General features: G+C 69.4%; 14 protein-coding genes and 2 pseudogenes. 8 read left to right on the forward strand and 8 right to left on the reverse strand.

The features are described from left to right. Positions 1-201: 201 nt before the first annotated feature. Both ABLG96_RS07005 and ABLG96_RS07010 read right to left on the reverse strand, forming a co-directional pair. Positions 202-1476 carry a primosomal protein gene (locus ABLG96_RS07005; protein ID WP_353650653.1) on the reverse strand — a complete coding sequence of 425 codons (1275 nt, stop codon included), beginning with the start codon at positions 1474-1476 and terminating at the stop codon, positions 202-204. A gap of 89 nt (positions 1477-1565) precedes the next feature. Continuing rightward, positions 1566-2705, reverse strand: a complete 1140-nt coding sequence (locus ABLG96_RS07010; RefSeq protein ID WP_353650654.1) for a DUF4349 domain-containing protein — start codon at positions 2703-2705, stop codon at positions 1566-1568. Between the two features lie 160 nt (positions 2706-2865). On the opposite strand from ABLG96_RS07010, the gene ABLG96_RS07015 reads away from it, so the two are divergent. Beyond that, the gene (locus tag ABLG96_RS07015) at positions 2866-4599 is read left to right on the forward strand and encodes a glycosyltransferase family 39 protein (RefSeq protein ID WP_353650655.1); all 1734 of its coding nucleotides are present in this window, start codon (positions 2866-2868) and stop codon (positions 4597-4599) included. A gap of 7 nt (positions 4600-4606) precedes the next feature. Here ABLG96_RS07015 and ABLG96_RS07020 read toward each other — a convergent pair whose 3' ends face one another. Then, a complete protein-coding gene (locus ABLG96_RS07020; RefSeq protein ID WP_353650656.1) occupies positions 4607-6094 on the reverse strand; it encodes a gamma-aminobutyraldehyde dehydrogenase in 1488 nt (495 codons plus the stop codon). 255 nt (positions 6095-6349) lie between these two features. Between ABLG96_RS07020 and ABLG96_RS07025 the strand changes: the two genes are divergently transcribed. The 4 genes from ABLG96_RS07025 to ABLG96_RS07040 all read left to right on the forward strand — a co-directional run bounded on the left by ABLG96_RS07025 (position 6350) and on the right by ABLG96_RS07040 (position 11604). Beyond that, positions 6350-6559 (forward strand): DUF5302 domain-containing protein, encoded by a 210-nt coding sequence (locus ABLG96_RS07025; RefSeq protein ID WP_353650657.1) that lies wholly within the window; start codon positions 6350-6352, stop codon positions 6557-6559. Positions 6560-6858: 299 nt separating this feature from the next. After that, positions 6859-7677 carry a protein phosphatase 2C domain-containing protein gene (locus ABLG96_RS07030; RefSeq protein ID WP_353650658.1) on the forward strand — a complete coding sequence of 273 codons (819 nt, stop codon included), beginning with the start codon at positions 6859-6861 and terminating at the stop codon, positions 7675-7677. Continuing rightward, the gene (locus ABLG96_RS07035; RefSeq protein WP_353650659.1) at positions 7674-10022 is read left to right on the forward strand and encodes an FHA domain-containing protein; all 2349 of its coding nucleotides are present in this window, start codon (positions 7674-7676) and stop codon (positions 10020-10022) included. Before ABLG96_RS07030 ends, ABLG96_RS07035 begins: the two co-directional genes overlap by 4 nt. A 37-nt stretch (positions 10023-10059) precedes the next feature. Beyond that, complete coding sequence (locus ABLG96_RS07040; RefSeq protein ID WP_353650660.1) at positions 10060-11604, forward strand: serine/threonine-protein kinase; 1545 nt, start codon at positions 10060-10062, stop codon at positions 11602-11604. On the opposite strand, the gene ABLG96_RS07045 is transcribed toward ABLG96_RS07040, so the two are convergent. The 5 genes and pseudogenes from ABLG96_RS07045 to ABLG96_RS07065 form a co-directional block, all read right to left on the reverse strand. Beyond that, positions 11585-12343, reverse strand: coding sequence for an EAL domain-containing protein (locus tag ABLG96_RS07045; protein WP_353650661.1), 759 nt, complete (start codon positions 12341-12343; stop codon positions 11585-11587). The genes ABLG96_RS07040 and ABLG96_RS07045 overlap by 20 nt on opposite strands. 164 nt (positions 12344-12507) lie before the next feature. After that, positions 12508-12903: pseudogene (locus ABLG96_RS07050) on the reverse strand (GAF domain-containing protein); the annotation flags it as partial. Positions 12904-12959: 56 nt separating this feature from the next. After that, positions 12960-13426, reverse strand: a pseudogene (locus ABLG96_RS07055) (ice-binding family protein). Between the two features lie 73 nt (positions 13427-13499). Beyond that, positions 13500-13625, reverse strand: coding sequence for a hypothetical protein (locus ABLG96_RS07060; protein ID WP_353650662.1), 126 nt, complete (start codon positions 13623-13625; stop codon positions 13500-13502). Then, the gene (locus tag ABLG96_RS07065; protein ID WP_353650663.1) at positions 13622-13840 is read right to left on the reverse strand and encodes a hypothetical protein; all 219 of its coding nucleotides are present in this window, start codon (positions 13838-13840) and stop codon (positions 13622-13624) included. Before ABLG96_RS07065 ends, ABLG96_RS07060 begins: the two co-directional genes overlap by 4 nt. Before the next feature lie 933 nt (positions 13841-14773). Here ABLG96_RS07065 and ABLG96_RS07070 point away from each other — a divergent pair. From ABLG96_RS07070 to ABLG96_RS07080, 3 genes are all read left to right on the forward strand, one after another. Further along, positions 14774-16255 (forward strand): ice-binding family protein, encoded by a 1482-nt coding sequence (locus ABLG96_RS07070; RefSeq protein WP_353650664.1) that lies wholly within the window; start codon positions 14774-14776, stop codon positions 16253-16255. 122 nt (positions 16256-16377) lie between these two features. After that, the gene (locus ABLG96_RS07075) at positions 16378-16902 is read left to right on the forward strand and encodes a helix-turn-helix transcriptional regulator (protein ID WP_353650665.1); all 525 of its coding nucleotides are present in this window, start codon (positions 16378-16380) and stop codon (positions 16900-16902) included. Positions 16903-17011: 109 nt separating this feature from the next. Then, a complete protein-coding gene (locus tag ABLG96_RS07080; RefSeq protein ID WP_353651416.1) occupies positions 17012-17692 on the forward strand; it encodes a hypothetical protein in 681 nt (226 codons plus the stop codon). Positions 17693-17850 lie beyond the last annotated feature (158 nt).

Here is a 17850-nt window from a genome sequence, read left to right on the forward strand (position 1 = left end):
CGAGATCCCGTTGTGGCGCAGCCGGTCTCGAAGGGTGACGGGGTCTCGACTCCTTCGTCGCTCGACCACCTGACCAACTCGACTCCTTCGTCGCTCGACCACCTGACCAACTCGACTCCGTCGTCGCTCGACCGCCGGTTCCGGTGATCGAGCAAGCGACGAAGGAGCGCGTCGAGATCCCGGACGATCAGAGACGGACCTCTACAGATCGTCCTCGGTCAGCGCCCTGGCCTCGGGGAAGGACTCGCTGTCGTCCTTGTTGTCCCAGTCGAGGGTTCCGCTGAACCGGTCGACGAGCACGGTGAACGCGGCCGACTCGTCCTCGAACGGCGGCGACGGCGGCATCCGGTCGGGATCGGGTCGCAGGATCACCGAGATGAGCGCGCCCAGCGGTGACGACGACCCCAGCGCTTCGGTGGTCTCCTCGTCCCCGCGGGCGGCCGCAGCGTCGTCGAGCAGCTCGACGGCCAGGGCCAGCTTCTTCGGTGCGATGCCGCCTGGACCGGTCAGCAACCCGTCCGCGACCTCGTCGAGCTCGTAGGTGTTCTCCAGCCCGGCGACCACGGTGGCCGTGCCCTCGTCGAGCGCGTCCTGGATCTCGGCGTACACGCCCAGCTCGACCATCGAGTTGTTCTGCGAACGGTCCTGTACGTACCCGGCGAGCTCCTCGGGGGAGCTGAAAACGAGCACCCGGCCGACGTGCGAGAGCAGCACCGGCTCGTCGTCGAGGTAGCAGCGCAGGGTCCAACCGGTGCGCTGGCCGACCGTCAGCCGGATCGGATCGATGCCGATCTGGTCCCAGAATGCCAGGGCCGGATCGCGGTCCGCCTCGTCCTCGTCCTCGTCGTCGACCGCGTCATCCGGTCTGGCCACCACCTGCACGGCGGCCAGCTCGCGCTGGGCGATGTCCAGCTCCTCGGCGTCGACCTCGGGGGTGGCGACGACGCCGTCGAGCGCCTCGACGACCTGGTCCCACTTCTCCGACACGACAGCGCCGATCTCGTCCCACAGCTTCTCCCCGGTGCGACCCATGAAGGCCCGCTCACCCATGCCGAGCATCGAGAACCCGTCGGAGGCGTCGAGCACCTCCTCGATGGCCGGCAGGTCGCACACCTCCGCGAGCGATCTGAGGATCGCCACGGTGTCGGCGAGCTCGGCGAGCGTCCACAGATCGGCGGGCTCGGCCACCAGCTCCGGGACGCCGACGATGTCGAAGCGGTGGTCCTCGTCGGGCACCAACTCGTCCGCCAGCGCCGTCACGGCGGTCTCCCACTCGGGATGGTCGACGAGGTCGTGTTCGTCGCTGGCGCGGATGAAAGCCGCCAGGTGCGCGGCGTCCGCGAAGACGTACAGGTGCTCCTCGTGGCCGAGGAAGGCCTCCCAGTCCTCGCCGTCCTCGACCCATCGGGGGGCCCAGAGGGTCAGGACATTGCCCTCCGTCAACCCGAGCTGGATGGGCGTGATGTCGGCGGCCACGGATGGCGTCCTCTCGTCGTCGGCTGGTGCGTCGCGGCGAGCCTATCTGCCTGTCGGGAGCGATGCCTGTGTGAGGACCATGAGTGGGATCAGGCGGCCGATGGCGCGTTCGGCCCGGTGGGCGGGGTGCGCTCCGCGCCGAGCTGCCCCCGGCGCCGACCCCGACGGATCAGCCAGTACGCCGCGAGTCCGAGGATCGCGATCAGCGGCAGGAACGGCAGCAGCGCGCCGATCACCTGGCCGGCGCCACCGAGGAAATCGGTGAAGGCGTTCCAGCCCTGATGCAACCCCGCGAGGAAGCCGCTGCGCTGCTCGGGTTCGGTGTCACCGGCGACGAGGACCCCGGTGAGGCGGCCCTGGACGACGACGGTGATCGTCGACAACGCCACCTGGCCGGACAGCGCCGACTGCTGACGCAGCAGCGAATCGAGGTCGCTCTCGCGCTGTTCCAGCTCGCTCTCCAGGGCCACCACGTCGGAGATCTTCTCGGCGCGGGCCAGCAATGCCCGGACCCGGGTGACGCTGGCCTTCATCGTCTCGATCCGGCTGCCGACGTCCACCAGCTTTGCCGAGACGTCCTGTGCCTTCTCCTCGCTGGAGGTGACGGTGCCCACGCCGCGCAACGCCTTCATCACCGACTCGTAGGAGGACGCCGGGACCCGCAGGCTGATGCTCGCCACCGAACCGGAGCTCTCCGAGGAAGCGACATAGCCTTCCGCTCCAGCGAGCGCACGGACCTTCACGGCGGCCTCGGCGACCGCGGCGGCGAGTCCGGTGTCGTCCGCGGCCCGGTCCTCGGTGCGGGCTCGGCCGATCTCGACGGTCACCGAAGCTGTGCGGATCACCTGTCGGCCGTCCGGGGCATCCGCGATCTCGGCGACCCCGGTGACGCCCCGGGTAGCGGTCCCGCCGGCTTTCTTGTCGGCGGCAGAGCCACTGGAACCGCCTCCGCTGTCGCCCGCGCTCTCGTAACCGGCAGCTCCCGAGGGCGCTGCGGCCGCCGCGGTCGAGCCGGCGGCCACCCCGTCATTCATCTGGCCGGCACTCATCGTGTCGCTGGCGCTCGTGCACCCGGCCAGCAGCACCAGCCCGGTCAGGGTGCCGACGATCCAGGTGCCGCCCTGCCGGGTACGGTTCTGCTGCTCCCGAGACTGCCGTGCCCGGCCCTGCCGGATGCCGTCGAACCGGGTCGGCCGCACCCGGGCTGCGCTCTTCGTGACCTGTCGCATCTGCTGCTCCACCTGTCAGCGATGGGCCCGATGCCCACCGTTCTGTTCGGAGGGACGGCGCTCGTCGTCGGGCGGGCTGCACTGGGAACGGTCACGATCGGGACACGGATCCCCGCTCGCCGAGATCGATCCACCTCGGATGTCGCCTAGCATCGCGTCGGTGACCAGTACAGGGGGAGTGGGGTCGGGCGGGGGTTCGACCGTTGAGCCCAGCGCCGAGGTGGAACCAGGGGCGGTCTCGGACGGGGGGAACGATTGCGAACTGACGACCCAGCCTCTCCATGCGGTCGCTCGGACCTCGACCTCGCCGCGGGCGCCGCGGACGATCCTGCTGACGATACTGATCGCTGCCGCGGTGGTCCGCATTCCGGGGATCCTCTGGGGGCTGCCGGCGCTCCTGCACCCCGACGAGCGGGTGGTGGTCGTGGATGCGATCGGAATGATCACCCGGCACACGTTCGAACCGTCGATCTTCTACCGCCCTGACCACCTGGAGATCAAGCTCGACTCGCTGGTGTTCCGCCTGTACGGCTTCTTCGCGGGCGGGAGGGCCGATGTGATGTTCCGGCAGGACGGGACGGTCTTCTACGCGCTCGCCCGCACGGTCACCGTGCTGTTCTCGCTCGGTGCCGTCGCGCTTGCTCACCTCGTCGGTTCCCGCTTCGGCCGGTGGACGGGCCCGATCGCTGCGTTCCTGTTCGCTTTCTACCCGCCCTTCGTCGCCAACTCGTCCCTGGCCACCCCGGACATCTGGCTGACCTGTCTGCTCACCGCCGTCGTGTGGAGTTGTCTGCGCTACCTGGAACGGCCGAGCTGGCGGAGCCTGACCGTCGGATGTGTCCTGACCGCGCTTGCCGTGGCCACCAAGTATCCCGGCGCGCTGGGCGCCCTCCCGATCGTCGCGGTCATCGTTGCGGTGCTCGTCCGCAGCGGTGATCGTGCCCGGGCGGTCCGCCATCTGGTGACGGCACCGTTCGCCTTCGTGCTCGCCCTGTTGGTGATCTCACCGACCCTGGTGACGAACTTCGCGGCGGTGCGTGCGCAGTTGGTGGGGCAGAGCGGTTCGGGTCACCTCGGCGCGAGCGGCCTCACCTACCCGGGGCGTGCCTGGTACTACGTCGAGTACCTGGGTGGCTGGCTGGGGATCGTCCTGATCGCGGCAACGCTGTTCGGCCTGTACCTGACAGTCAAGGCCCGCGCCGCACAGGCGATCCCACTCTTCGTCGGCGTCCCGTTCTGGCTCGGTGTCAGCGCACTGGGCCTGCAGTGGTTCCGGTGGAGCCTGCCGATGGCCATCACGGTGCTGCTGCTGGCGGCCATCGGTGTGAGCACTGCGCTCGACAGGTTGATGGCGTTCCGGTCGTCCGGACGGCCGCACGTCAGGTCGCTGGCGACGATCGGGACGGCGGCGATCGTACTGTCCGGGGTGTCCCAACTCTGCGGGACTGCTGTCACCGCAACGATCTTCGCGACCGCGGACACCCGCATCGTCGCGCTCCCCTGGCTGACGGCACACGGGATCGTGCGCGAGAACTCGGTGTACGACGGCTACAACCCGTTCCGGAACGCCGGCATCGGTCGGCTCCCGGCGCAGCTGGAAATCCGGGACGGTGCGCTGGTCCCGCTCGATCCGGAGCGGAAGTACGTGGTCATCAGCAGCTACCTGTACGACCGGGTCTACGGAGATCCCGATCCGCAACTCGAGCCCTACTACCGCGCTGTCGAGAAGCTGCCGCTGGTGGCGGAATGGGTTCCGGCCGGCGGCTCGGATTTCCAGGGGCTTGCACCCCTCGCTCCCTGGAGATCGATCCAGCTGATCGCTCGGTTCACAGCGGGAGCGATGACCGGACCGACGATCAAGGTGTACGCACTGCCGACCTTGCCGGCCGGGTGAGGTCGGCTCAGCCCCAGGCGCTCATCACGTGCTTGATCCGTGTGTAGTCCTCCAGGCCGTACATCGAGAGGTCCTTGCCGTACCCGGAGTGTCCGAAGCCGCCGTGCGGCATCTCCGCGACGAGCGGGATGTGCGTGTTGATCCAGACGCAGCCGAAGTTCAGCTTGTTGGAGACCCGCAGCGCTCGCGCGTGGTCCTTGGTCCACACCGACGAGGCCAGGCCGTAGCGGGTGGCATTGCCCAGCCGCAGCGCGTCGGCCTCCACGGCGTCCTGGGTGTCACCCTGCAGCAGTTGGACGGTGATCACCGGACCGAAGACCTCCTCGGTGGCGAGCTCGTCGTCCCGCCGCAGCTGCGACACCACGGTCGGCGGGTAGAAGAAGCCGGGTCCGCCGAGCGGGCTGCCGCCGGCCTCGACCGAGGCGTGGTCGGGCAACCGGTCGAGCATCCCGGCGACCCTGGTCAGCTGTTCGGCGTTGTTGAGCGGTCCGTAGAGCGCATCGGCGTTGTTCGGCGCACCGGTGACGGTGCCGCGGGCCTGTTCCGCGAGCGCGGCGACGAGCTCGTCGTGGATGCCGGGGGAGGCGATCACCCGGGTCGCGGCGGTGCAGTCCTGGCCGGCGTTGAAGTAACCGGCGACGGCGATGGCCTCGGCTGCGGCAGCGATGTCGGCATCGTCGAACACGATGACGGGAGCCTTGCCGCCGAGCTCCAGGTGCACCCGCTTGACGTCGTGGCTGGCTGCCTCCGCGACCTGCATCCCGGCGCGAACCGAACCGGTGATGGCCACCATCCGCGGGGTGGGATGCGCGACGAGGGCCGCGCCGGTCCCGCGGTCGCCGGTGACCACGTTCAGCACCCCGGCGGGCAGGAACTCGGCCGCCAGCTCGGCGAGCAGCACGGTCGACGCGGGCGTGGTGTCCGACGGTTTGAGGACGACGGTGTTGCCCGCCGCGAGCGCCGGACCGAGCTTCCAGATGGCCATCATCAGCGGGTAGTTCCAGGGCGTCACCTGTCCGACGACACCGATCGGCTCCCGGCGGATCCATGACGTGTGCCCGGCCAGGTACTCCCCGGCCGAGCGGCCCTCCAGGATCCGCGCGGCACCGGCGAAGAAGCGCAGCTGGTCGACCGCCGGCGGCAGCTCCTCCGAGGCGGTCATCGCGATCGGCTTGCCGGTGTTGCGGGACTCGACCGCGACGAACTCGTCGGCGCGGGCCTCGAGCGCGTCGGCGATCTTCAGCAGCGCCCGCTGACGCTCTGTCGGGGTGGTGGAGCCCCAGCCTTCGAAGGCCTGCTCGGCAGCTCTGTACGCGGCGTCCAAGTCGGCGGGCCCGGAGACCGGGGCGGTGCCGTACGACTCGCCCGTCGACGGGTCGACGATCGGGGCCGTGGCGCCGTCGACGGCGTCGACCGATGCGCCGCCGATGAAGTTCTGCACGATCACTGGGTTCTGCGCGGTCAGTTGGTCCGTGGCGGACGGGGGAGTGCTCATGGGCGTCAGCCTGCCATCTGCCTCGCCGGTCCACCAGATCGACTGCCGGCGCCTGCGGGGCGTGAGTCCCGCGGGTGGGAGCCGCGGCAGTTAGGGTCGGGGGTAATCGGCTGGCAGAGCGATCGGCGGTCCCGGCATGATCGGACCCGAGGTCGTCGAGCAGCATGCCCGTCGATCACCGTCCAGCGGCAGTGATGCCGGCGAGATCCGATCGCCACCCGGTACGTCCGGATGACGATCAGCAAGGAGGACCCCATGGCCACCAGCGATCACGAAGCCAGCACGGACGCACAGCAGGACGGTGGCTCGCCGGTCTCGGAGTCCACCAAGTCGGCGATGGCTGCCGCGCTCGCTCGCAAGAGGGGCGCCCCGAGTGCCGGTGCGCACCTCGACGGGAACGCCAAGGTGGGCGGGGCCACCGAGAACCACAAGACGACCAGGACCTTCCGCCGCAAGTCGGTCTGAGTCCCCTCCGCCCGCTCCGGCCGGGGGGAAGGGTGTCGCGCCGCGGCCGGCCTCGGCTGTCCGAGGCCCGGCATGGTGAGCGGTGCCCATCGCGTCGGCCCAGCGGTCGCCGCTAGAGTCTGCGGACCGGTGACACCCGGTGCTCCGGACCTGCTGTGCTGGGTACGGTGACACCCACGCTGGTCGGGTTCGCTTTGCTCACGCAGTTGAGCGCGCGCTGGAGCGACGAGGCCCCCGGTCCGCGGTAGCTCCCGCGCGGCACCGACGGGTGCGCCGACGCCGTCCGACGAGTCCAGGAAGTGGTGGTCCCGCCCGTGCAGCTGATCTGGGGTGCCGCCACCGACACCGGCAGGGTGCGGCTGCTGAACGAGGACTCCATGCTCGCCGCGCCGCCGGTGTTCGTGGTGTCCGACGGCATGGGCGGCCATGCCGCGGGCGACCGTGCCTCGGCGATCGTGGTGGAGGAGTTCGGCGGACTGCTGCCGGAATCCCCGGCCGCGCTCGGCGCCGGCTGGGTGCGGCAGCGGGTGGTCAGCGCCGGTCTGCGGATCCGCGACGGGGAAGGCGGCGGCGCCACCGTGTGCGGGGTGGCCGTCACCGAGCAGGACGGCGCCGCCTACTGGCTGGCCTTCAACATCGGTGACTCCCGGGTCTACCGCTGGGCCGACGGTCTGCTGGAGCAGATCAGCGTCGACCATTCCTACGTCCAGGAACTGGTGGACGCCGGTGACCTCGATCCAGCCGGGATGCGCACCCATCCCCAGCGCAACGTGATCACCCGGGCCGTCGGCATGGTCGGCGACGACGACATCGACTGCTGGCTGCTGCCCGTCCGCGCCGGCGAGCGGCTGCTGGTGTGCAGCGACGGCATCACCGGTGAGCTCAGGGATCCGCAGATCGCCGCGCTGCTCGCGGCCAACGACGATCCGCAGCAGGCTGCAGACGCGCTGATCGCCGAGGCCTTGGCCGCCGGTGGTCGGGACAACGCGACGGCCCTGATCGTCGACGTCCGGTCCGAGGATGCACGGCCGGCGCCCGACGGGGTGTTCGAGTCGGGATCCGATCCAGCGATCGGTGAATGGACCGTTCCCCGAGAAGCCTTGGGCGGCACGGGATGAGCGCCGTCGAGTACCTCCCGGGGGAGCGTTGGTTGGTGTCCGGGCCGACCGCTGCGATACACCTGGCCGGCGAGACCGCGGCCGCGCTGCGGTGGTGGCCCCGGATCCGCGACGGCGTCACCGCCCGCGACCTGGTCGCGATGCTGTACGACGAAGGGGTGCTGCAGTCTGCGACCCCGTTCGCGATGATCGCGGTGGAAACCGACGCGGTGCGGGTGATCGTGGGCGGCGACACCGTCGTGTTGGTCGAAGATGCTGCGGGACATCAGATCTCGGTCACCGGAGCTGACCTGATGACCTGGTGCGAGCGGGTGGTCCCGGACGCCGCGGTGGTGTACGTCAACTGCTCGACGCTGCCTGCGGCGGGCGAACTGTTGCCGATGCCGGCGGGCGTCGTTCGAGCGGACGCGGTGCGGTGGGCCGTGGGGGCGGACCGTGCTGATCATCGCGGGGGTGACCGGGTGGGCGCGGGCGACATCCCGCCGCCCGCGGTTCCGATCGATGAGGACCCGTTCGAGCACCCGAGGCCCGAGGTCATCCTGGTGGGTGTCCCCGCCGACGTGTCGGGCGACGCTGTCCTCGACCACGGTGTCCCGGACAGCAATCTTGACGACGTGGTGGGTGACGACGCCATCACCCTGATCGGGGTGGTTCCGGAGGCCGGGGTCGAGTTGGACGCACCGGACCGCGCCGATGCCGCTGTGCCGCAGTACATCGTCCCCGGTCAGGATCCAGGTGGTTCCGCGGCGAGCGGGCTGGACGGCTCGGCTGAGCTCGAGCAGACCGTCGTCACCGCCGACCCGGTCGACGATGCGCCCGAGGCAACGCCAGAGGCGGCGCCCGAGGCTGCGGCGGAGGTCGATGTCGACGCCGATGTCGACGCCGCGGCCGACGCCGCGGTCGGTGTCGACATCGCGGACGAGCACCAGGAGGCGGCAGAAGCCGAGCACGAGCTGGTGGAAGCGACCGAACAGGTGCCGGACGGTGCTGACGTCCCCGCTGCCCTGGAGGATCTGCACCCGTTGGAGGAGACCATCTCCCACGACGAGGATGCGCAGGACGCTGCTGCGGAGCAGGATCCGCCTGTCGTCGAACTCCCCGGCGAGGTGACGCAGACCGTTCCGCCCGAGGATCTCGCCGACCGCAGCGACACCGAGGGAGACGACGCACCGCCAGACGCCCGGCTCGATGCCGATGCTGATGACGACGACGCCGACGATGCTGACGGTGCTGACGACGACGGTGCTGACGACGATGTCGACAACGACGGCGCTGGCCACCGTGATGATGCCGACTCGTCCCAGGAGGTTCCGGACGGCTCCGACGGCAGCGATGGCGACCGGAGCGCCGAGTCGCTCGCCGGCCCTGCCGGTGCTGCGGGCAGTGACTTGTTGCCCGTCAACCCTTTTCCGCGGATGAGCCTGCCACCCTTCGTGCCGCCGTCGGCGCCGGGATTCGTCACTTCCGCGACCCCGGGGGCACCGACGCGTGCTCCGTTCGCTCCGCCGCCGTACCCGATTGCCGCCCGGTCGCGGGACCAGGACGGTCCGGTCGGGGCCTCGACCATCCGGGACGTCCCGCGGGCCAGTGCGCCGCCGCCGTTCGTGCCGGCCTCGACCACGCTGCCGCCGATCTCCGCGGTGCCCGGTCAACTGGCGCAGATCCCCCCGATGCCATCGAGATCCGTGGATCCGGATGCGGTCGCCACCGGCGTTCCGCCGGTGCCCGGTCCCGGCAACGCGACGGCTGGCGACTCCGACGGCAGCTCGATCGGCGCGGACGGCGGGGCTGCGGAGTCCCGGGCCGGCGATCACGACGGGCACACGGTGCTCGCCGAGTCGCTGCCGGAGAACCACCGGCCGCCGGCGATGCCGCCGGAGCCGGGTCCCGGGCAGGTGTACGCCTCGCGCTGTCCGGCCGGCCATCCGAACGCTCCCTACGCAGGCGACTGCCGGGTGTGCGGAACGCCGATCCCGTCAGGTGACCCGGTTCTGGTCGATCGACCGACACTGGCGGTGCTGCGGATGTCCTCGGGAGCGGTGATCGAGCTGGATCGCCGGGTGATCGTCGGCCGGGCGCCGTCGGTGTCGCGGGTGGCCTCCGCCGATGTCCCGCACCTGGTGACCGTCGCCAGCCCGCACGGCGACGTCTCGCGGTCGCACGTGGAGGTGCGCGTCGACGACTGGCACATCGTGGTCACCGACCTGAACTCCACCAACGGCACCGAGATCCACGCCCCCGCTCGCCCCGTGCAGATGCTGCGGGCCGGCGCCGGGGTGGTCGTCGAGATCGGCTGGCAGATCGATCTGGGTGACGGCGCCGGGTTCCTGGTGGACCACCTGTGACCGGTCGGGGCGAGCAGTGGGGGACTGACGGATGCCGATGAGAGCCCCGGCCCCAGCCCCGGAGTTGTACGGCTACAGCCCGGTGCGGTTCCTGGGCTCGGGCGGGTTCTCCGACGTGTTCGTCTACCAGCAGCAGCGGCCGAACCGGGCGGTGGCGGTGAAGGTGCTCCGGCCCGACGCGGTGAACGCGCAGACCCTGGCGCGCTTCGACGCCGAGGCTGATCTGATGGCCACCCTGTCCACCCATCCGGCGATCGTCACCATCCACGAGGCGGGAATCTCGCCGGACGGTCGGCCCTACATCGTGATGGAGTTCTGTTCGCAGCCAAACCTGTCCGCGCGGTACCGCGCCGAACGGATGCCGACGGGTGAGGTCCTGCGGATCGGGGTCCAGTTGTGCGGCGCCGTGGAGACGACCCACCGGGCCGGCATCCTGCACCGGGACATCAAGCCCTCCAACGTGTTGACGACGGATTTTCACCGCCCGGTGCTGTCCGACTTCGGGATCTCGGTGCACCGATCGGCGCTGGGCAGCCAGACCGCGGACGCAGTCGGACTGAGCATCCCCTGGTCCCCACCGGAGGCGTTCGACGCCCGCGTCCCGCTCGACGAGCGGGCCGACCTGTACTCACTGGCGGCCACTCTCTACACCGTGCTGGCGTTGCGCTCGCCGTACGACCGCCCCGGTGGACCGAACGGTTCGGCCGACCTGATCTCGCGCATCCGGTCGGCCCCGCTGCCGGTCCTGAGTCGCAGCGACGTCCCCCCGTCGCTGGAGCGGGTGCTGGCCAGGGCGATGGACAAGAATCCTGCCGCCCGGTACGCCACCGCGCTCGACCTCGCGCGGGCCCTGCAGCAGGTCGAGATCGAGATGCGGTTGACGCCCACCGAGATCGACATCCGCGACCGCGATCCGATCAGGACGCAGCAGGAGATCGGCGATTCCCCGGCGACCAGGGTCCGCGCGCTCACGGTCATCGAGGCCCAACCCGAGCACCCACCGGTGTTCCCCACGCCCGTTCCCGGCAGCGCCGGGCCGATCGCGCCGCGGTTCGCCGCAGGGGTCGGTACCCCGGACGACAGCACCGGCGGCACCCCTGGCGTGGACGAGCAGACCAGGATGCGCGGCCGGCAGGCCGGCGGGGAGATGCCCGCGGTGCCTGCGCGGGTGCGTCGGTCCAGGACGCCGCTGATCGCGGTGGGAGTCGCCGGGCTGCTGGTGGCCGGCGTGGTCGCGGTGGTGCTGACCTCCGGCGGGGGCGCTGCGCCGGTGCAGGGGCCGCCGGTCGACACCTTCCAGCAGTCGACCGAGGCGCCGATCCCGGTCGGTCCGGCCGCCGTCGTCGGCCTGAAGGGGACCGTCAAGGGCGGCGTCGCCGAGTTCACCTGGACAGCCCCCGATGCCCGCCCCGGCGACCGCTACCAGTGGAAACAGACCGGCGTCGACGATGCGAAGGCGACGTTGGTCGCCGCGCCGCCGGTGCGGATCTTCCAGAACGCGGCCTCGGCCTGCATCTCGGTCAAGGTCATCGCCGCCGACGGCCAGGCCTCCGATGCCAGCGTCAGCTGTGTGGACGGCTGAGCGCACAGCTGAGAGGCCAGCTGGGCATGCCCTGGTGGTCCGGCAGGCTGTCCATGGCTTCGTCGAGGACCGACGCCGGAATGGCGGCGGACCAGAGGTGGCCCTGGGCGAGGGTGCAGCCCAACGTGCGGGCCAGTTCGGCCTGGGCGACGGTTTCGATCCCTTCGATGATCGTCGACAGATCGAGCTCCACGGCCAATCCGGTCACCGCCCGGGTCATCGCATTCCCGACGTGGGTCCCCAGTGCCACCGAAACTGCCCGGTCGATCTTGATGCCGTTGACGGGCAGTCTCAGGAGGTAGTCCAGGGCTGACCAACCTGTACCGACATCATCGAGCCAGATCCTGAAACCGACATCTCGGAGCAGGCTGATCTGCAGGCCGCTGGACTGCGGGTTGAGTCGGGAGGACTCGGTCAGCTCCAGATCGATCGACTCCGCGGACACGTCAGCCGCGACGAGCGACTCGACGATGGAACTCGAGTAGTCCTTCTGGTCGAAATGTCGGCCGGAGAGGTTGACGCTCATCCGCAGATCCGGCTGCTTTCTCTGCCACCGCCGAAGATCCATGAACGCTCGCCGCATCACCGACTTGTCCAGGTCGATGATGAGGTCGCTGTCCTCGGCCAGAGGGACGAAGCCTCCCGGGTAGGTGATCTCACCGTTCGGGTGCTGCCAGCGAGCGAGCGCTTCGAGACCGACGGTTCGACCGGTGTCCAGGTCGATGATCGGTGGTACCACGGGACGATCTCCGCTTCGGTGATCGCTTTCGCCAACCGTTGGTTGGCCACGGCTCCGTGGTAGCGGAATTCGCTGAGGCGCCTCAACAGATCCAGCTGATCTTCGACGATCTTGCCGAATTCGAGCAGCCTCGCCAGTTGCTCCGGATCGAAGTCCCGAACCTGCGAGTCGACGACGCACAACGCCCCGATGACCAAGGACTCACGACCCACGAGAGGCACACCGGCGTACGAACGAATGTGCCGGCCGACGACCGCGGGGAAATCTCGGAACCGGATGTCGGCATCCGCGTCCTGCACCACCAGAGGTTGGCCGGCCCGCACCACCACGTCGCACAGTCCCTCGGCCCGCGGAGTGGGTGGCACATCCGCGAGATGCAGAGAACTGATCGTGTACTGCGCACCCTCATCCAGGATGTTCACCATTGCCGCTGGAAATCCCACGGCGCGAGCCGCAAGGGCAACCGTGGATTGCAACCGGGTGAGGGCAGGGCCATCTGTCAGATAGTGGCGCGCCGATCGGTGGCGCTGCGCTTCGTGATCCTGGACCAAGATCGCCATCTCCGAGCCGCTCGGTGACCTGGGCAGGACCCTACCGCGCACATGAAAGCAATGTCTTACGCCAGGTCAGAGAAATTCGGCACGTGTTTGGGCGGTGTCGCGGCCGTACGAGGGGCCCCTCGGGCGAGGACCATGCCGACAAAGGTGTAACCAGCGCCTGTTCCTGCGGCATCGGCGACCATCCAGAGCACGTTGGTGGCCCGGGCGGCGTCGACAAGTTCCACGGCGCTGCCGCAGCCTTGTTGAGAGCGGAGTAGGTCAGGAAGATGAACACCGCGTCGGGATCGCCCTCGGCATCGAGGGTGAGGGTGCCGGTCAGGGCATGAGCTGCGGTCGAGTGGTGGACGCCGATGCGGAAGGTGTGACCGTTGAGATCGCCGGTGGACTCGGTGTGCGTCGTCCTCGTCGAGGAGTCATCGGCTGCCAGGAGGTCGGACCCGGGCTCTGGACGCGGCCAGGTCGCCCACGTGGAGGGTGTCTCCGCTGACCGTGGTAGATCCGGTGCTGGGCATTGCGGTGGCAGCCAGGGCCGAAACCGCCTGCCGCTCCGGGTGGGGAGACGGGCTCATCGTGAAGCGTTCGCTGTCGGCCCGGGGTCAGTCCAACGCCGGATGCGGCCAGTCGCTCGGGTTGGTGCCGATGGCCAGGGTGATCGGGACGCCGGGCTGGGCGACAGTGCTGCCGTCGCGCCCCGTCACGGTGATGGACACGGCGGGGGTCATCGACGTGTCGGCGAGGTGCCGGTCGGCGGGACGATGAACGCCAGCCCGGTGGCACCGGCGGCACGAACAACCGCACGCGATCTGCTCATCGCCGTCCACGACCGGTGGACGGCGGTGACCGAGTAGGGGAAATCGCCGTCCGGCATGTCGATGTCGGTGCACGCCGTGGTCGTCATCAGGACGGTCGGGCCGCTGGCGCACCCCGGATCTGTCACTGTCCCGTCCGTCCTCGTCACGTGGTAGCCGTCCGGGCAGCACACCGCCCGGCGACCAGGTGATGGCGACATCGGAGGTGGGCCGCTCGGGGCCAGTGACGTCCACCGGCGACGCGAGTGCATTTCACCGCCAGAACCGCCCTGAATGGACTGACGCTGCGAAAGCTACCTCGCCGATTTACCCCACGCGTCACATTCCGACAGGCCGCGCATTCGCCGTCGATTCGGCGGGGTCAGAGCGTCTGCGTTCACTTCTCCTCCGAAAACTGTCCGTTACTTGACGCGTCACGTGCCATCGATCCGGGAGAAAACTCGAACGAGTCACCGACAGGTGCTCCCCGGTGGGGCAAAGACGGTCGGTGGTGTCGACTGCGATGAATGCGGAGAGCGAGAAAACGGTCGCAAGAATGCGGGCCCGGCGGGCCCAGAAAAAGAGCAGTCTGATAGCAATCACGGCCGGGGCATCGCGAGATGGGCAGCCTGTGACCCTGGAGTTCGTGAGGACGGACCTCGACCACCGGTCGCGTCGCCGTCCACCCGAGTGCCGCTCCAGAGCAAATGCTTTGCGTGTCGGTCGGGGTCGGATGACGTCGCTGCGCGCCCACGACAAATTCGCATGGTGTGGGCACGACGGTTGCGCTGAGTAAATTTCGGTTCCCAGGCATCTCAATTCTCCTCGAAAGTGACCGACGGTCACTGTTCGTCATCGGTGCCCGCAGCATCTATATCTCCCCAACGAGATCACAAGTTGACCATCGGTCACATTTCCGGGTCCACGGGGCGGGCCAGAGACTAACCGTTCGGTCGTTTCCGAATCGGATTCCAGCGACTATCGTCGGAAACAGATGCTGTGCGCCGCCCCCGCGTGCAGCTTCACTCCGCGGCCGCAATGACGCGCGCCGTTTCACAGGGCGAGCCTTTGGAGGCTCCGGCATGAATCAGTCCTCTGTTTCCACCCACTTCGGGCGCCCACCCCTCATCAGTTCTTGGGTCCACCTCATCGGTGTGAGCGCGCTCGCGTTGGCGGTGTGTGTGCCGATGACCCTGTCGCCGACGGCTCTGGCCGCCGCGGACGTCGAGGATGTCGGACTGGGTACCGCCGGCTCGTACTCGGTGCTGGCAGGTCAAACCGTCACCAACACCGGACCCAGTGTTCTCTCGCAGAGTGCAGGCGTCAGCCCGGGATCGGCAGTCACCGGGTTTCCTCCCGGAGTGGTGCTCCCTCCGGGAACGATCAATGCGGCGAATCCCGCCGCGGCGCAGGCGCAGGCGGACGCGCTGACGGCGTACGGCGACGCCGACGGACGGATCCCACCGGAGGAGGTGCCCGATGATCTGGCCGGTGCGACGGTTCTCCCGGGCCTCTACACCGCGGCCGGGCCGCTGTCGCTGAACGGCACCGTCACCCTCGACGCCCAGGGCAACCCCGCTGCCGTGTTCATCTTCCAGAGTTCCTCGTCATTGATCGTCGGGTCGGGAAGCCAGGTCCTGCTGATCGGGGGCGCCCAGGCCTGTCATGTGTACTGGCAGGTGGACGAGTCCGCCACGATCGGTACCAACAGTGCGTTCGCCGGCACGATCCTGGCCTTGACGTCGATCGCCCTGAACACGGGCACTTCCCTGCAGGGCCGGGCCATCGCGCTGAACGGTGCGGTCACCCTCGACTCCAATGTCATCTCCGATGGCGAATGCGTCGATGCACCCGTCACGACCACCACCCCGACGACCCCCACGACCCCCACGACCCCCACGACACCGACGACCCCCACGACACCGACGACCCCCACGACACCGACGACCCCCACGACACCGACGACACCGACGACCCCCACGACACCGACGACCCCCACGACACCGACGACCCCCACGACACCGACGACACCGACGACCCCCACGACACCGACAACCCTCACGACACCGACGACCCTCACGACACCGACGACCCTCACGACACCGACGACCCTCACGACACCGACGACCCCCACGACCCCCACGACCCCCACCACCCCCACGACACCGACTACCAGCACGGCGCCGATCTTCGTACCGTCGGGACGGACGGCGCCTCCGGTGCCGACAGTGACGACCGGATCGCCGACCAGCGTGACCTCGACGCGATCCACCTCCGTCGTCCCGACCCCCGTGGGGCCCACCCCGACCCTGACGCTCGAGACCACGACCACGACCTCGGCAACCGGCACGATGGGCATGGGGACCACCACCGCTATCAGCACGCTGGGCATCGGCACGACCTACAGCGAGCAGATCCCGATCAAGCCCGTAGGTGGGGTCAGCACCGGCGGTGGCGGTACTGCCACCGGGAGCCCGGCCGCAATGGTTGCCCTGGGCCTCGCTGCTCTGCTGGGCTCTGCCGTGCTCCTGGCCCGCACGCTGCGCGGCGGTCGACGACTGTGACGCGCGGCGCGCGCCACACCACGGTCGTGCAGGACCGGGATCGACCGGATGGCGACACTCCATCTGCACCTCCCGCTGTTGAGCAGACGACTCAGAAGTTCGGGGGTCGGCCGAGCACAGCGGTGGCGGACGGACCGCCCACGACTCAACACGCCGATCGCTTCGATGCGGCGTTATTGGACCAGCTGCGCGCCGCCCGGAGGTGCCGTGGATGGACCCAGCGCGACCTGGCCGGCAACACGAATGGTCTGGTGTCGAAGTCTGCGCTGGCGGGGTACGAGTTGGGCCAGCGAACCCTTCGGATGCCGGTGGCCTGGATCCTGGCTCAAGCGCTCGGGGAGAAACTCTCCGCGCTGATCTCCCGGGCCGAGGTGTCCATCCGGGCCCAGGAGCCGGTGGTCCGGTTGCACGTGCGCCGCGTCCTGAACTCGACCGACCAGAAGATCGCCGTGGTCCGTACCTGGTTGCACACCCGGTACCCGCGCGACGTGGCTGCGGCGATCCGGCTGTCCCTGACCGAACAAGCCGTCCAAGCGCTGGCGACACGCATGCAGATCACTGTGGGGGAATGCCGCGAACGATTGCAGCCGTACATCCGCGGTGATTCTCCGCCGTCCGCGGAGGGGACCGTCCGCAACTCGGCGTGATGATCCGGACCCGGCCGGAGGCGATTCCGGTCGGGTCGGGACGGTCGACAGGCATCTCGCCGAACCGCGAGCGGACCACGGGATCATGCGCCACACTGGGCCGGTGAGCATGCACGTGGAGTTCTGCGGCGAGTGGACCCAGCTCGAGGAGGAGAACTCGTTCACCATCGGCCGCGGCGGCGATCTGCAGATCGACGACAACCCTTACCTGCACCGACATTTCCTGCAGATCGGCTTCCACGACGGACTGTGGTGGCTGTCCAACACCGGATCCCAGCTGTCGGCGACGGTGTCCGACACAGCCGGTTCGGTGCAGGCCTTCCTGGCACCCGGAGCGCGGCTGCCGCTGGTGTTCGCCGGGACCACGGTGCTGTTCACCGCCGGCCCGACCACCTACGAGCTGACACTGGTCGGATCCGAGCCCACCTTCGAGAACAGCGACCCGACGGGCACCTCGGGCGGCGACACCACCATCGGCCCGGTGCTGCTGACCGATTCGCAGAAGGCGGTGATCGTCGCGCTCGCCGAACCATTGCTGCGCCGCGACGGCACCGGCACGAGCGCCATCCCTTCGTCCAAGGTTGCGGCGGCCCGGCTGGGCTGGGAGATGACCAGGTTCAACCGCAAGCTCGACAACGTCTGCGACAAGCTCGACCGACGCGGCATCCGCGGCCTGCGCGGCGGGCCTGGGCAGCTGGCGACGAACCGGCGGGCCCGCCTGGTCGAGCACGCGATCGCCTCCCGGTTGGTGACCCCGGAGGATCTGAGCCTGCTGGAGCTCTCGCTCTGACCTCGCCCGGAAGCGTGAGCTGCGCCGCTGGATACCCCGATTCCGGAGCCTGAGCAGGGCGTTTGTGGGATGGTTGCAGCGTCGGAAATCATTGCCGCCACCGCTGCTCGCGGCGGTGCCAGAGCTCCAGGATCGAGGGTCAGCACGGTGTCCGGTCG

Origin of the sequence: Nakamurella sp. A5-74, assembly GCF_040438885.1 — a bacterium.
GTDB lineage: Bacteria > Actinomycetota > Actinomycetes > Mycobacteriales > Nakamurellaceae > Nakamurella.

Bases quoted from the DNA above. Each gene is read 5' to 3' on its own strand.
- ABLG96_RS07010 (WP_353650654.1), bottom strand. From the start codon at position 2,705: ATGCGACAGGTCACGAAGAGCGCAGCCCGGGTGCGGCCGACCCGGTTC.
- ABLG96_RS07020 (WP_353650656.1), bottom strand. From the start codon at position 6,094: ATGAGCACTCCCCCGTCCGCCACGGACCAACTGACCGCGCAGAACCCA.
- ABLG96_RS07025 (WP_353650657.1), top strand. From the start codon at position 6,350: ATGGCCACCAGCGATCACGAAGCCAGCACGGACGCACAGCAGGACGGT.
- ABLG96_RS07035 (WP_353650659.1), top strand. From the start codon at position 7,674: ATGAGCGCCGTCGAGTACCTCCCGGGGGAGCGTTGGTTGGTGTCCGGG.
- ABLG96_RS07040 (WP_353650660.1), top strand. From the start codon at position 10,060: ATGAGAGCCCCGGCCCCAGCCCCGGAGTTGTACGGCTACAGCCCGGTG.
- ABLG96_RS07060 (WP_353650662.1), bottom strand. From the start codon at position 13,625: ATGACCCCCGCCGTGTCCATCACCGTGACGGGGCGCGACGGCAGCACT.
- ABLG96_RS07070 (WP_353650664.1), top strand. From the start codon at position 14,774: ATGAATCAGTCCTCTGTTTCCACCCACTTCGGGCGCCCACCCCTCATC.
- ABLG96_RS07080 (WP_353651416.1), top strand. From the start codon at position 17,012: ATGCACGTGGAGTTCTGCGGCGAGTGGACCCAGCTCGAGGAGGAGAAC.